Annotated in this window: 11 protein-coding genes; 3 read left to right on the top strand and 8 right to left on the bottom strand. The window is 49.1% G+C overall.

The features are described 5' to 3' along the window. Positions 1-11: 11 nt before the first annotated feature. Complete coding sequence (locus G9409_RS05940) at positions 12-953, bottom strand: ABC transporter substrate-binding protein (protein ID WP_166807878.1); 942 nt, start codon at positions 951-953, stop codon at positions 12-14. 186 nt (positions 954-1,139) lie between these two features. Here G9409_RS05940 and G9409_RS05935 point away from each other — a divergent pair, with 186 nt between their 5' ends. Then, a complete protein-coding gene (locus G9409_RS05935; RefSeq protein ID WP_166807877.1) occupies positions 1,140-1,763 on the top strand; it encodes a murein L,D-transpeptidase catalytic domain family protein in 624 nt (207 codons plus the stop codon). A 61-nt stretch (positions 1,764-1,824) separates the two neighbouring features. On the opposite strand, the gene G9409_RS05930 is transcribed toward G9409_RS05935, so the two are convergent. The 7 genes from G9409_RS05930 to G9409_RS05900 all read right to left on the bottom strand — a co-directional run bounded on the left by G9409_RS05930 (position 1,825) and on the right by G9409_RS05900 (position 11,495). Beyond that, positions 1,825-4,050 carry an NADP-dependent isocitrate dehydrogenase gene (locus G9409_RS05930; protein ID WP_166807876.1) on the bottom strand — a complete coding sequence of 742 codons (2,226 nt, stop codon included), beginning with the start codon at positions 4,048-4,050 and terminating at the stop codon, positions 1,825-1,827. A gap of 458 nt (positions 4,051-4,508) precedes the next feature. Beyond that, positions 4,509-5,405, bottom strand: a complete 897-nt coding sequence (locus tag G9409_RS05925; RefSeq protein ID WP_166807875.1) for an enoyl-ACP reductase — start codon at positions 5,403-5,405, stop codon at positions 4,509-4,511. 139 nt (positions 5,406-5,544) lie between these two features. After that, positions 5,545-6,846, bottom strand: a complete 1,302-nt coding sequence (locus G9409_RS05920) for an ArsA family ATPase (RefSeq protein WP_166807874.1) — start codon at positions 6,844-6,846, stop codon at positions 5,545-5,547. 96 nt (positions 6,847-6,942) lie between these two features. Then, entirely contained in the window at positions 6,943-7,527 is a 585-nt protein-coding gene (gene aat, locus G9409_RS05915; protein ID WP_166807873.1) for a leucyl/phenylalanyl-tRNA--protein transferase, read from the bottom strand. Positions 7,528-7,546: 19 nt separating this feature from the next. Then, on the bottom strand, positions 7,547-8,128 hold the full coding sequence (locus tag G9409_RS05910) for a nitroreductase family protein (protein WP_235923242.1): 582 nt from the start codon (positions 8,126-8,128) through the stop codon (positions 7,547-7,549). 73 nt (positions 8,129-8,201) lie between these two features. Then, on the bottom strand, positions 8,202-9,224 hold the full coding sequence (locus G9409_RS05905; protein ID WP_166807872.1) for an MJ1255/VC2487 family glycosyltransferase: 1,023 nt from the start codon (positions 9,222-9,224) through the stop codon (positions 8,202-8,204). A 48-nt stretch (positions 9,225-9,272) separates the two neighbouring features. Beyond that, positions 9,273-11,495, bottom strand: coding sequence for an ATP-dependent helicase (locus G9409_RS05900; RefSeq protein WP_166807871.1), 2,223 nt, complete (start codon positions 11,493-11,495; stop codon positions 9,273-9,275). A 336-nt stretch (positions 11,496-11,831) separates the two neighbouring features. Between G9409_RS05900 and G9409_RS05895 the strand changes: the two genes are divergently transcribed. Beyond that, the gene (locus tag G9409_RS05895; protein WP_166808038.1) at positions 11,832-13,286 is read left to right on the top strand and encodes an alpha-amylase family glycosyl hydrolase; all 1,455 of its coding nucleotides are present in this window, start codon (positions 11,832-11,834) and stop codon (positions 13,284-13,286) included. Between the two features lie 29 nt (positions 13,287-13,315). Beyond that, on the top strand, positions 13,316-13,741 hold the full coding sequence (locus G9409_RS05890) for a secondary thiamine-phosphate synthase enzyme YjbQ (protein WP_166808037.1): 426 nt from the start codon (positions 13,316-13,318) through the stop codon (positions 13,739-13,741). Positions 13,742-13,832: the final 91 nt, after the last annotated feature.

Here is a 13,832-nt window from a genome sequence, read left to right as displayed (position 1 = left end):
AATAACCCCGACTACTTCCAGGTAATACCGCGAAACTCGTCAGCATAGAGACGATTGCCGGGATTTTCCTTGATATTCTGCAGCACAATCAATTCATTGCCAAGCAAAAAGAGCCCTCGCTGATCAATTGTGGTACGGAATTTAAGCCTGTGGTTGCCGTACTTGATAGCTTCAACAGGTGCACCGGTATACTTCACCGCTATATCGACAATATTCGGAGCAACAGGATTTTTGAGAATAAGGGCATTGGCTTCCCCTATCGCCTTTATGAAGGTTTTAAGCTCTTTTGCATTGCTTTTCAGAAACGTATTGCGTGCATTGATAGTACGGCATGGAATATTTTCAGCCGCCTCCTTGAAGAGCACCTTGTACCCTTTCAATTCAGCAATACTGGCCTGTGGTTCTTCAAGAATAGCACCATCAATCTGCCTTGCTTCAAGCGCTGCAAGTGCCGGGCCTCCGGCCAGTTTCTGGAGATTGAACTGCCCGCCGTTTTTCCTTGCCGCAACCGTCAACGCAATAACCGATTCGCATGTAGGCGAAATACCGGCAATATTCTTGCCCTTCAGATCCGAAAGACGGGTAATTGGTGAATCCTTTGGCACAAGCAGTACCGAGGTGCAGGGCTTTTTGACCTGAGAGATTATCTTGATCGGTGCACCATTGGCAATAGCAGCAATGGCAACAGTCGGGCACGACCAAAATACATCTGCCTGTCCTGAAACAACCAGATCTCTTGCGGCAGCCAGATCTGCAACGGGCACGATGGAGACGTCCAGCTTATATTTTTTGAAAATCCCCAAATCCTGAGCAACATAAAGATTGAGATGATGAGTTGTTTTTGCATCCGCTACCACTATGTTTGCAGGCGCGCTGATCGCTGTTGAATCTACGCCAACTAACGATAATAGTCCCAGTAACAAGGCCGCAGGTCTTTTAAGACTTTTTTTCATTTGCATAAATCATGTCCTGTTTGGTTGTAAAAAACTCTATTACGTTCTGTTGTAAAGTTTGCTAATATTCACTGCACAGGCAATCGCATCTTTACGTTACACCGCACACCATAAAAACGGTATCTGACTTGAAGGCACGCTTCAAAACTTTGATGCAGTATTGGAATACATAAAATCGGCAGTAACATGGCAAAGAGAGTCCGTACCGGTATAACTATCGTTGCATTGCTATCCGCTATCTTCGCCGGAGTGCTCCTCCTCCCGGAACAGGTATCGCCGCAGGCTTACAAAGCCGCCCTTTTTGCACTTCAATCATATCGGACGCTCCATCCTGAAGAGAACCCGCGCTACCTCGCGGTGGTTGACTACTCGAAGCCCTCGTACCTGAAACGGATGGCTCTCATTGAGCTGAAAACCGGTGAGCAATCGTTTTTCCGGGTAGCTCATGGAAAAAACTCCGGTGAACTTTATGCCGTCCGATTTTCCGACACTCCGGAATCAAATATGAGCAGTCTCGGACTTTTCAGGGTTCATGATACATACAGCGGAGATCATGGGAAGGCGGTCCGTCTTGAAGGGCTGGACAGCACAGTGAACGGCAATGCATTCATGCGCGATATTGTGCTCCACTCAGCCGGTTATGTCTCGATGTTCACCATCATTGAAAACCTTCTGACCTTCAATGGCCCAAGGATAGGCCGGAGCAACGGCTGCTTTGTGGTTGCAACCGGAGATATTGTCGAGGTTGCAAAAAAACTCGAAAACAATGGATTTATTTATGTGTGGAGAGCAGAGCGGAAAAGAGAATAAAAGCAGAAAGCCCGGAAAAACCGGGCTTTCTGCTTTGTAACTGATAGAATCATTCAGCTTATCAGAGTGCATCAATGATCGCGTTCAGTGTAGCACTCGGACGCATGGCTTTTTCGGTCTTCGCGTCATCCACATGGTAGTAACCGCCCATATCGACCGGACTACCCTGTGCTGCAATCAGCTCCTCATTGATTTTCGCCTCACTGCCGGAAAGCTGTGCTGCGGCTTTGGCAAAACGGGCCTGAAGCTCAGCATCCTTCTTCTGTGCGGCAAGCGCCTCTGCCCAGTAGAGCGCAAGGTAGAAGTGGCTGCCCCGATTATCGATCTGGCCGACCTTGCGGGCCGGTGACTTGTCGTTATCGAGGAACTTTCCGATTGCCTGATCAAGCGTTTCAGCCAGAACCTGCGCTTTGTCATTGCTGAATGCCTGGGCAAGGTGCTCAAGCGAAGCCGCAAGCGCTGAGAATTCGCCAAGCGAATCCCATCTGAGGTAACCCTCTTTCTGGAACTGCTGAACATGCTTCGGAGCTGAACCGCCTGCACCGGTCTCGAACAGTCCGCCACCGTTCATAAGCGGAACAACCGAGAGCATCTTTGCACTGGTACCAAGCTCGATAATCGGGAAGAGGTCGGTCAGGTAGTCGCGAAGAACGTTTCCGGTAACCGAGATGGTATCCTTTCCTGCCCTGATCCGCTCAAGAGAGAAGCGCATGGCTTCAACCGGGGTAAGAATCCGGATGTCAAGACCGGTGGTATCATGTTCCTTAAGATAGGTTGTAACCTTTTTAATGATCTCTGCATCGTGAGCGCGCTTGCTGTCGAGCCAGAAAATAGCCGGTGCACCGGTGATCCTTGCACGGTTGACTGCAAGTTTTACCCAGTCGCGGACAGGAGCATCCTTTGCCTGGCACATTCTGAAAATATCGCCGGTTTCGACCTTCTGTTCCAGCACGCAGTTTCCTGCCTTATTGACAACCCGTATTGTTCCATCTGCAGGAGCGGTAAAGGTCTTGTTGTGTGAACCATACTCTTCAGCCTGCTGGGCCATAAGACCGACATTCGGAACACTTCCGATGGTGGAAGGATTAAATGCTCCGTGTTTTTTACAATCTTCGATAATCTCCTGGTACATGGTTGCATAGCAACGGTCAGGAATCATAGCCTTTGTGTCGTGGAGCTTTCCGTCAGGACCCCACATCTTGCCTGAATCCCGCACAACAACCGGCATGGATGCATCGACAATGATGTCATTGGGTACATGAAGATTGGTAATACCTTTATCTGAATCAACCATCGCAAGTGCAGGGCGGGTAGCGTACACAGCCTGTATGTCCGCTTCAATCTCTGCTCTCTGTGCATCCGGCAGCTTCTGGATTTTGGCATAGAGATCACCAAGCCCGTTATTGACATTGACTCCAAGCTCCTTGATAACGGCGGCATGCTTGTCAAAAACATCCTTGTAGAACACCGTTACCGCATGGCCAAACATGATAGGGTCAGAGACCTTCATCATGGTTGCTTTCAGATGCAGCGAGAGAAGAACGCCGTTCTGTTTTGCATCGGCAATCTGATCGGCATAAAAACCGCGCAGGGATCGGACATTCATGACCGAGGCATCAATGATCTCACCGGCAAGCAGCGGTGTGCTCTCTTTGAGAACCGTAACCTTGCCATCCGCGCCAACAAACTCGATCTTTACGTTATCCGCACTCTCCAGGGTAATGGACTTCTCGCTGCCATAGAAATCACCGGCACTCATGCAGGCAACATGTGATTTGGAATCACTGCTCCATGCTCCCATTTTATGCGGATTCTTTTTGGCATACTCCTTGACTGAAAGCGGAGCCCGTCTGTCAGAGTTTCCTTCGCGAAGTACCGGGTTCACTGCGCTGCCAAGCACCTTGGCATAGCGGGTCTGAATCTCTTTCTCGGCGGCATTTGCAGGTGCTTCAGGATAGTCGGGAACATTGTAACCCTGGCTCTGAAGCTCCTTGATTGCAGCCTTCAACTGGGGAATTGAAGCACTGATATTCGGCAGCTTGATGATGTTTGCCTCAGGCGCAAGCGCAAGTTCACCCAATTCGGCAAGATAATCCGGAATTTTCTGGTCAGGAGTGAGATTGTCAGGGAAGTTTGCAAGAATCCTTCCGGCAAGAGAGATATCTTTGGCTTCAACGTCTACACCTGTACCCTTGGCAAATGCCTTGATGATTGGAAGAAGGGAGTAGGTCGCAAGAGCCGGAGCCTCATCAATTTTGGTGTAAATAATTTTTGTTGTTTTTGCCATCTCGGTTGTCGTTTTAAGTATTTGAAGAGAGTTGATTAAGGATAATTGAGAAAAAAACCATAACAATCGACCCGAACCGGACAGAAACCGGAAAAGGCGAATGCAACAATGTTTACTTGTGTAAGCTCCGAAAAGAGAAACATGACACAGCTTGAGATGCCGGCTTGATTGCCGGGTGCCGGTCAGGTGGAGGAGCGTAATCCTGATTTAAACCGGAAATATCCCGGTTTCCCTTGTATACCCGTACTGTAATGTTGGCGTTGAAATGCCTGCTGCTCCGGTCCATAATAAAAAAAACCTATGCAGCGAAAAACGAGGTGATAAGACCGGACAGACCCTCATCCGGTTCCTCGTCGTTTTTTTATGCCTGTTGATGCAGACATAAAAAGTCCGCCGCCCGTATCTCTCGTCCGGGCGGCGGATGATGTCAGATAAAAAACAGAGACCGTACTGCCTGATCAGCTCTCCGGGCACTCCCTTGCAGGAGTATAGTCATCCAGACCTACACGGGCGGCAAGCTCCTTGTCATTGAGGACTTCATGAGCAAGCTTGATCATCGGAATGGTTGCCCCCATGGAGCTGTACCCGCCATCATGGAAAAGGTTCTGCATGGTTACCTTTCGTGAAAGGTCACTCAGGATGGTCATGGCGTACTCTGCACACTCTTCGGCAGAGGCATTCCCCAATGGAGACATGAGATCGCTGTATTCATACATTTTCTCAAACCCCGGAATACCGCTTCCTGCCTTCGTATATGTTGGACTTTGTGAGATCGTATTGATACGGATGGCCCGCTTTGCAAGCCGTGGTCCATAACTGCGAACAATGGATTCAAGCAGCGATTTCGCATCTCCCATATCGGAATAGGTCCAGTAGTTCCGCTGTGATGCTATATAGGAGAGTGCAAGAATACTTGCTCCGTCATTCACTGCTCCGGTCTTCAATGCATAGGAAACAAGTCTGTGCAGCGAGAGCCCTGAAACGTCGAGCGTTCTCATGAACCACTCGTAATTCAGCTCTTCATAGGGAAGCTGCTTGCGGATATTCTGCGACATGCCGATAGAGTGAACGATAAAATCCACCGGCCCGAATTTCTCTTTCAGCTCAATGAAACAGTTTTCAACATCTTCATTTTTTGATGCGTCACAAACTATTACCGGAGCGTTGCCACAAATGGCCGAGAGCTCTTCGATATTACCGAAACGCAATGCGGTCGCAACATTGGAAATTGCGATCTGAGCACCTTCCTTGTGGGCATGAACCGCAATCTGCCATCCGATACTGCTTTCATCAAGCGGACCGAAAACAATGCCTTTCTTTCCTTTCAACAAACCATAGTGCGCTTTCTCGGACATGATATAAGCTGATTCTTTAACAAAGATTTGGGGTAAATTCCCGTTAACTCAACATTTTAAACATTTAAGATACAAGATTCCCTCGAAAACTTAAACTGTTTCCCCTGAATTTTTCATGACTCAAGAAAGGGATGAGCCGCTATATCTTCAATCGCCTCATGGAGCGGAGCTTGTCAAGCATATTTTTATTGACATTCAGCTCGGAATCCTCCTTCTCGGAAGGCTGCTCCTTGAAGATGACACGTAAAAGATTATCCTCCCGGAGGTACTCCTCCATCTCAAGACTGTAGAGTGCTCTTGGCAGGGTAATAATCCTCTGGGCCCGGTCAACAGTCACCACAATATCAGTACCCATCCGCTCAACGCTGACATCTTCAGCATCCTTGAGAAAAGGAATTCTGATACAGAGAATTTCACGATGATCTTCGGTTGCCGGATTTTTTTTACTCTCTATCCAGAAGTTCTTGCCGGAATAGAAAATCTTGTCAGGCACCTGCTCACCGAACACCAGCTTGCTGATCTCGTAGAGGGCATCGGCGCCGATCGGCTCGGTCCTCTGCAGCTGACAGCGGAAAACGGGAGTAGGATAGAATGAGTTGTCGATCTCCATCAGGTATTTGCTGTGCAGATCAGCCCAGAATTCAAAATATTCGCCAACGGTTTTTGATGTCGGAAGAATCTTGTTGATAACGATACCGTCAACATTGATCCCGTAGAGATGCACAAAGGTATAGGCCCGTTTGGTCTCAAGAATGGAGAGCTTCTCCGGATTGAGCACCAGACGGAAGCTGACCTCGGGACTGAGGATAAATTTGTTGATATCCTCCATCTGCTTGAGCAGCACATTGACCTCGTTGAAAAAATCATCATCGGGTATGGAGTTTCCGCTCAACGGGCGGGCCAGCGAAGACATACTTTTATAGAGCTTGAAAAACTGCTTGCCCATGTTTCCGCCAATAATGATCTCGGGATAGGCAAGCAGGCGAAGGGTGTTGCCGGTAGGCGAAGTATCCAGCACAATAGCGTCCCATCTGCCCGACTGCGCTTCATCAAGCAGGCGGCTCAAGGCAAAAATCTCGTCAAGACCCGGCTGGGTGGTCAGCTCGGTAGCCATTCCGCTGTCAATCCCCTTGTTTTTATAGGATGTCGAGACAAATTTCTGAAAACCGGACATGTGCTTTTTAAGCTCATAGATCGTATCAACCTCAAGACCGTAGAGGTTGTTCTCGATTTTCTGCGGGTCGTTGCGGCTGATCTTGACATCAAAAACATCCGACAGTGAGTGAGCCGGATCACTCGACATGATCAGCACTTTCTTGTTCTGCCGGGCCAATGAAACTGCCGTAGATGATGAAACCGTGGTTTTTCCAGTCCCCCCTTTTCCCGAGTAGATGATAATTCTGGGCAGTGACTGGCTTTCTGTTAAATCCCTCGACAACATAAAAACTCCCCTGTTAAAGGTCTGATAAACCTGATAGTGATTCCCTCTGTTTGAAGGAACAAATCAATGTGAGGCAAAGTACCACTTTTCCCCTGCTTAGAGAAACACTATCTTTTTGCGGAGTGCATGATCAAGTTGAACCATAAACTCATCATGCTCTATTTCAACAGCGCCAAGTTTTCTGAGATGAGGATTCATGATCTGGGCGTCAAGCAGGAGATACCCCTTCAATCTCAGATGGTAAACGAGGCGATCAAATGCTACCCTGGAGGCATAGGAACGAAGAGAAAACATCGACTCCCCGAAAAACGCCCCCCCAATGGCAAGCCCGTAGAGTCCGCCGACCAGTTCACCCTGATACCGGCTTTCCACACTGTGTGCCAGCCCAAGCCGGAAAAGCTTGCGGTATACCTCAATAATGTCGGTGGAAATCCAGGTTTCCGGGTCGTTTTTTCTTGGGGCTGCACACCCGCTGATCACCCCGTCGAAATCACGGTCAAATGTCACACTGAACTCATTTTTTCTCAGGAGGCGCTGAACATCACGAGACGGGCGGTAGGCTTCAAGTGAAAAGAGTGCCCTTTTGTGAGGCCTGCACCAGTATGTTTTACCATCATCCGGATCAGCCATGGGGAAAAAGCCCTGGCGGTAGGCCCGAAGCAGTTCGTCGATGCGAATCATCGTTGCTGATTCACTCCGGTTAATAAAACTTCAGAAGCACTTCATCGGGCATTCTCTTGGGAACATGATGAACTCCGTAGCGGTCACGATAGTAGCGAACAGAATCCTGATCGGCCATCTGGTCAATGACAACGGTCTCCTGAGGCTTCCCGAGAGCGAGCACCATCAGTATGGAAAAACGTTCGGGAATCTTCAGCAGCTCCTTCATACGGTTACGGTCAAGAGCAGCAATGATACATCCGCCGAGCCCTGACGCTGTTGCGCCAAGCAGAATGGTTTGAGCAGCGACACCGCTGTCGGTGCCGAAATCCTGACTGATCTCCTTGTCACCAAGCATTACGATATAGGCAGGCGGACGCTCGCCCTCTGCAGGGCCTGGCCAGTCCGGAAGATAGCCCGCCCAGGAGAGCGAAGGGTAAAGCAACGCGGCGGTTTCAGGATCACACACCGGTATGAATTTCAGCGGCTGAAGGTTTTTGGCTGAAGGCGTGTAGCATGCAAGCTCAACAAGCTCCCGAACCACCTCTTCGGAAACCGGATAACTGCCATCAAATCTTCTGTAGCTGCGGCTGTTGGTTACAAGCTCCCTGAATTGCATCATGGGCACCAAATATTAATTTGTTACGCGATTCGATTGCTTCGCCGGGCAGTGCTCGAACTCCTCAACAGGAGTTTCAACTCCAGGAGGCAGCAGCATATTTCGGAAGCTCCTCCCAATGGCCGCTGCCTATCCATTCAGCAATAAAGTCCACTGATTTTGAGAAGCGCAACGGCTCCCGGCATGGCAGCTGCAGCCAGTCGGCAAGCACAGCACCGTCAAGATCGTGCATCGCCATACCATAACCAAGCTCCTCCATGGCAAGTGCATTGGACTCCTGTTCGATCTGACCGTCAAGCGGTCTGAGCAGGAGCTTTTTGCCGAGATGAAGCGCCTCGCCCGGAAGCTCAAAACCGGCATTGCAAACAACACCGTCACATTCGAGAAGGTCATCCAGAAAGCCCAGGCGGGAGTAGGTTCTGAAATGCAGATGACCATCATCACGATCTTCACTCACCTTGCCGTATATGTAAAACTCGAACTGGTCAAACGGAGTCATCAACACGGTAATATCCTCAATCTCCTCAAAAGGGAGATAGACAAGAACTTTTCCATTGATGACACGCTTTGAATTTTTCTCATAAAGCGAGGGGGGGATAACCGGAGGAAAAATGGGCTGATTGAAATGGTGCCAGTGAAGGCCTGCATTATAGCGGGCAGGGGCAAAATTCATCAAAATAAACTTCGCAAGAATATTGCCGTGAGCCAGCGGAATATCATAACCGAAAGCATACTGGTGACCGAATCCCATGGAGGGAATATTTCTCACTCTTGCCGCCATCGAGGTTACCGGGTCAAAATCCGTGATGACAAGTTCCGTACCAGTGGTATCGAGCAGTGCGACATCAGCCATCAGTCGAGCCAGATCAAGCTGAATCATGGTATCGATATAGCTCATCTTTCCCTTGTGCGAAACCAGCGTCATGCCCTTCATCACCCTGAAGGGTTCGAATATCTCGACCTCCTTCAGCTCTTCGGCTTTTCGGCCGCTGATAATGACATCAACATCATGACCAGCCTCCCTGAGCTTTCGCACAAGCTCCCGGCTGCGGCTGATATGTCCGTTTCCGGTTCCCTGAACACCGAAAAGTATCTTCATACGACTGAATGTTTATAAAGGGTGCGATCCTGGAGTGACAAAAAGTTACTATTGAATTTTGAGATTCGCATACTGAACCATCAGTGTTTTTTCCCCGGCACTGCGAAAACTGATCCTGACTTTTTGCTTTGCCCCTGTCCCCTGAACATCAAGCACGGTTCCGGGCCCGAAAACCGCATGATGCACCGTGATTCCTGAGCGAAGTCCCGAACGGGAAGGCTTCGGCTTGTCAAAGGAACTCGACTGAGTGGCAGCAGGAGATGTCTGCTTCTGCTGGTATCCTCTTGAAAAAGATGGTACTGAGGAGACCGGCGCATCCCTGAGCGGACGATCCGAGAGAAAAACCCCGCCCTCTGTCTGAACGATAGATGAGTCGATTTCACTGATAAACACTGATTTCAGACAGTGCTGCGGCTGACCGTAGTGGTAGCGGCTCTGAGCCCATGAGAGAAATATCTTCTCCTGCGCTCTGGTAACCGCAACATAAAAAAGTCTGCGCTCCTCCTCAAGCTCTTCGGGTTCCTGGCCGTGAAGGGGAAAGAGCCGCTCCTCAAGACCGGTAACAAAAACAACCGGAAACTCAAGTCCTTTGGCGGCATGCACCGTCATAAGAGAAACATAGTTATCTGAATCCTGCGTCTCTTCATAATCGGAGGCAAGCGATATATTCTCAAGAAAATCACCGAGTGAGCCTGCATCAGGATTATGATCCGAAAAGTCCCTTGCCATGGAGAGCAGCTCCTGAAGGTTTTCATGACGCGCCAGCGATTCAGGAGTATTTTCCGCCTGAAGCAGCAGCGGAATGGAGGTCAGTGTAAAGAGCTCCGAGAGAACATTATAGACCGTCCCGTTCTCTGCAATCTCTTTAAGCGACTCGATAACCGTACTGAACGAGGTAAGAGCCGTCACAAGACGTGCCTGAAAGCCCCCCCCTTCAGCTTGCCGGATTGCTTCATAGAGGCTTACACCCTCTCTTTCAGCAAAATCCTTGAGCTTGCCGATACTGACATCCCCGATTTTGCGGGGAGGAAAATTGATGATCCGCAACAGTGATTCGCTGTCGCGCTCGTTCAGGATAAAACGAAGATAGGCCACCGCATCCTTGATCTCTCGCCTTTTGTAGAAAGAGACACTGCCGAAAATCCTGTAGGGAATCCTGCTCTGGCGCATCACATCCTCAAGCACCCTCGACTGGGCATTGGTGCGGTAAAACACAGCAAAGCTTTTGAACTCATATCCCTGTTTCATGCGCATTGAACGGATATGGTCGCCTACTTTTTCGGCTTCGTTGCGCTCATTATATGCTTCAATAAGTGTCAGCGGATCGCCTTCGTTGCGATGTGAAATCAGCTCTTTTTTAATCTGCCGCTGATTGCGGCTGATAATGCTGTTGGCCGCCTTGAGAATATTGCCCGTACTCCGGTAGTTCTCTACAAGCTTGAAGGTCAGGGCATCATGATAGTCATCCTGAAAGTTCAGAATGTTGGAAATATCGGCTCCGCGCCATGAGTAGATTGACTGCGCGTCATCACCCACAACAAAAATATTGCGGTGACGGGCCCCGAGCATCTTTGCAACCAGGTACTGGGCCTTGTTGGTATCCTGATACTCATCAATCATGATATAACGGAAGGAGTCCTGCAGCTCTTCGAGTACCTCGGGATGCTCGTTGAACAGTTCAATCGGCTTGATAAGCAGGTCATCAAAATCAAGGGCATTGTTCTCTTTGAGCTTCCTTGTATAGAGTTCGTAGACCTGGGCAGCTTTCTGCTGGTTATAGTCTCCGGCATTCCGGTGAAATTCAGCCGGAAGAATAAACCCGTTTTTCGCCCGGCTGATAAGGCTCTGAATGGTATTGACCGGCACGGAGTCCTGGGAAATATTCAGTTCGGTCATAGCCTGGCGGATCAGACTCTTGCTGTCGTCACTGTCAAAAATCGAAAAGTTCCGGTCGTAACCGATCAGATGAATATAGGTGCGAAGCAGACGGGCAAAAATCGAATGAAACGTCCCGATCCATAAGCCGCTGGAGCTCCCGGCATGAAGCAGCGTATCAACACGATGACGCATCTCCCCTGCCGCCTTGTTGGTAAAGGTAAGTGCAAGAATATTATTGGGGGAAACCCCTTCATTGCGGATAAGATATGCAATACGGTAGGTGATCACCCTTGTTTTTCCGGAACCCGCACCGGCAAGAACCATAACCGGCCCTTCGGTCGCGCTTACAGCATTGCGCTGAACCTCATTGAGATCATGTAAAAAATCCGTCAAAACGTATAAACACCTGTTAACTAAGTTATAGCTGCCCTTTTTCAAGCCGGAATATGGCCCTCGAAAAAGATGATCAACACTGAAATCTCCAGTTGAATTTCGTATAACTTTACCCTTTTTACAAGCATCAACAAAACAAATCATCATCCGTTGCTCCCGCCATACAAAAAGGGGGTATCCCTTTTGAAATTACAGCCATAAGTACGTATCCCGAACTGCCTGCCGATGCAAGCCGGATGATGTTTTTTGCCTGTAAAGAGAGCTGATCACACACATTATTGCGTTCAGAGTTGCTATATTGAAAACAAACCATTGCCCACCAATAACTTCCGTTCCATGTTCCCTCTCGTATACGAAATCAATACAAGAATCTGGCTAAAAAAACTCAGCAAAACCCATAACCGTTCTGTAACACTCGGAACTGTTCCCGATGAGGAGTTCGACTTCTTTTCTGCATCGGGTTTTGACATGGTCTGGCTGATGGGGGTATGGCAACCCAGTCAGTACAGCAAGGCAATTGCAACCGCACATCCCTGCCTGCGCACCACGTTTCTGGAGCACCTTGTAACCGTTCACCCCGAGGATATAGCATCTTCACCCTACGCCATCCCATCATACACCGTCAATGAAACGCTCGGTGGAAAAGATGCACTAACCCTCTTTCGCGACAAACTTAACCGGCGCGGCATAAAGCTTATGCTCGACTTTGTTCCGAACCATCTTGCACTCGACAATGAATGGCTCCCGGAGCACCCTGAATTTTTCATTCCGGTATCCACCGATGAGATGCGCCATGACCCTGAATCCGGATTTGAATACGCCCGTGACCAATACCTTGCCTACGGCAAAGACCCCTACTTTCCGCCCTGGACCGACACCCTGCAACTCAATTACGCCAGCAAGGCAACGCAGAGCATGATGACCGAAAACCTTTTCAAAATCAGCGAACTCTGCGACGGCGTCAGATGCGATATGGCCATGCTGATTCTGAAAAACGTGTTCAATAAAACCTGGAGCAATCTAAGCGGAGCAATGCAGGAGGAGTTCTGGTCTGATGCCATTGCAGCGGTCAAACAGCGCCACCCCGACTTTCTTTTTCTCGCAGAATCATACTGGAGCAAAGAGTGGGAGCTCCAGCAGCAGGGCTTTGACTACGCCTACGACAAACCCTTTTACGACTTTATCACCAGCGCTCCGGTAAATACTGAAAAACTTGCCGGACATCTTGGTGCCGAATGGGGGTACCAGAAAAAACTCTGCCGGTTCATTGAAAACCATGATGAACCAAGAGCAGCAGGCAGAATAGGCCTGAATAACAAAGCCGCAGCGATGGTTCTCTTCGCAACTCCGGGCATGCATCTCCTGCATCAGGATCAGATGGAGGGGTATCGTCAGAAGATCCCGGTACAGCTTGTCCGGCAAGCTGCTGAACCCGAAAACCGGGCACTTGCAGCACTGTATAAAAAACTTTTTATCCTGCAGAAAACACCGCTCTTTCAGGAGGGGAAAATTGAACGCCTTGACCTGAATCTGGCAAACAACTCACACTGTCTCGGATTTCACCGCTTTACAGCCGGGGAGCACGCCTTCATTCTGGCCAATTTCAATGCCACCGGTATAGCTCTTGAGTTCCGGCATCCTTCGATTGAGGGAATCACCATCGATATGCTGAACATACTCAGCACCACAACCGAAAATAAATCGAGTGGCATTCATGGTGCTGACCACTCCATTCGTGTTCATCTCTCTCCTCATGAAGCGGTGGTCATATCCTTCCGGAAAGCGCAATGAACAACAAAAACAATGAAGGGGTTCATCCTATGCAATTCACAACAGTCACCATCAAGACCAGAACCGTCAAACCGGTAGAAATCATCGATATCTCCGCCGAGGTTGCTGCTGCACTTTCGGCTTCAAAACTTGATTCCGGACAGGTAACCATTATAAGCCGTCATACCACCGCATTCATCAATATCAATGAAAAAGAGGAGAAGCTGCTTGAGGATATGGAAACCTTTCTCAAGCGTCTGGTTCCAAAAGACGGTAACTACCTGCACAACCTCAATCCGGTTGATGGTCGCGACAATGCCCACTCCCATCTTCTGGGACTCTTTATGAACAGCTCCGAAACCATTCCCTTTGCAAAAGGAAAGATGCTTCTCGGAGAGTGGCAGTCAATATTTCTTGTTGAGCTCGACGGACCCCGCCAGGAACGAAGCGTTCTTGTGCAGATAGCCGGAATCTGATTGTTGTATAAATGGCAGGATGCATGGAACCGGGAAGGCTTCTGCATGGTTACATCTTAGAATAAGTACGATAAAATCAAGCAGTAAAACA

The organism is Candidatus Chlorobium masyuteum (assembly GCF_011601315.1).
GTDB classification, from domain to species: domain Bacteria; phylum Bacteroidota; class Chlorobiia; order Chlorobiales; family Chlorobiaceae; genus Chlorobium; species Chlorobium masyuteum.
The sequence above is the reverse complement of the archived record's forward strand: the minus strand, read 5'-3'. Positions and strand labels throughout refer to the sequence as shown.

Bases quoted from the DNA above. Each gene is read 5' to 3' on its own strand.
- G9409_RS05940 (WP_166807878.1), bottom strand. From the start codon at position 953: ATGAAAAAAAGTCTTAAAAGACCTGCGGCCTTGTTACTGGGACTATTA.
- G9409_RS05935 (WP_166807877.1), top strand. From the start codon at position 1,140: ATGGCAAAGAGAGTCCGTACCGGTATAACTATCGTTGCATTGCTATCC.
- G9409_RS05930 (WP_166807876.1), bottom strand. From the start codon at position 4,050: ATGGCAAAAACAACAAAAATTATTTACACCAAAATTGATGAGGCTCCG.
- G9409_RS05925 (WP_166807875.1), bottom strand. From the start codon at position 5,405: ATGTCCGAGAAAGCGCACTATGGTTTGTTGAAAGGAAAGAAAGGCATT.
- G9409_RS05920 (WP_166807874.1), bottom strand. From the start codon at position 6,846: ATGTTGTCGAGGGATTTAACAGAAAGCCAGTCACTGCCCAGAATTATC.
- aat (WP_166807873.1), bottom strand. From the start codon at position 7,527: ATGATTCGCATCGACGAACTGCTTCGGGCCTACCGCCAGGGCTTTTTC.
- G9409_RS05910 (WP_235923242.1), bottom strand. From the start codon at position 8,128: ATGATGCAATTCAGGGAGCTTGTAACCAACAGCCGCAGCTACAGAAGA.
- G9409_RS05905 (WP_166807872.1), bottom strand. From the start codon at position 9,224: ATGAAGATACTTTTCGGTGTTCAGGGAACCGGAAACGGACATATCAGC.
- G9409_RS05895 (WP_166808038.1), top strand. From the start codon at position 11,832: ATGTTCCCTCTCGTATACGAAATCAATACAAGAATCTGGCTAAAAAAA.
- G9409_RS05890 (WP_166808037.1), top strand. From the start codon at position 13,316: ATGCAATTCACAACAGTCACCATCAAGACCAGAACCGTCAAACCGGTA.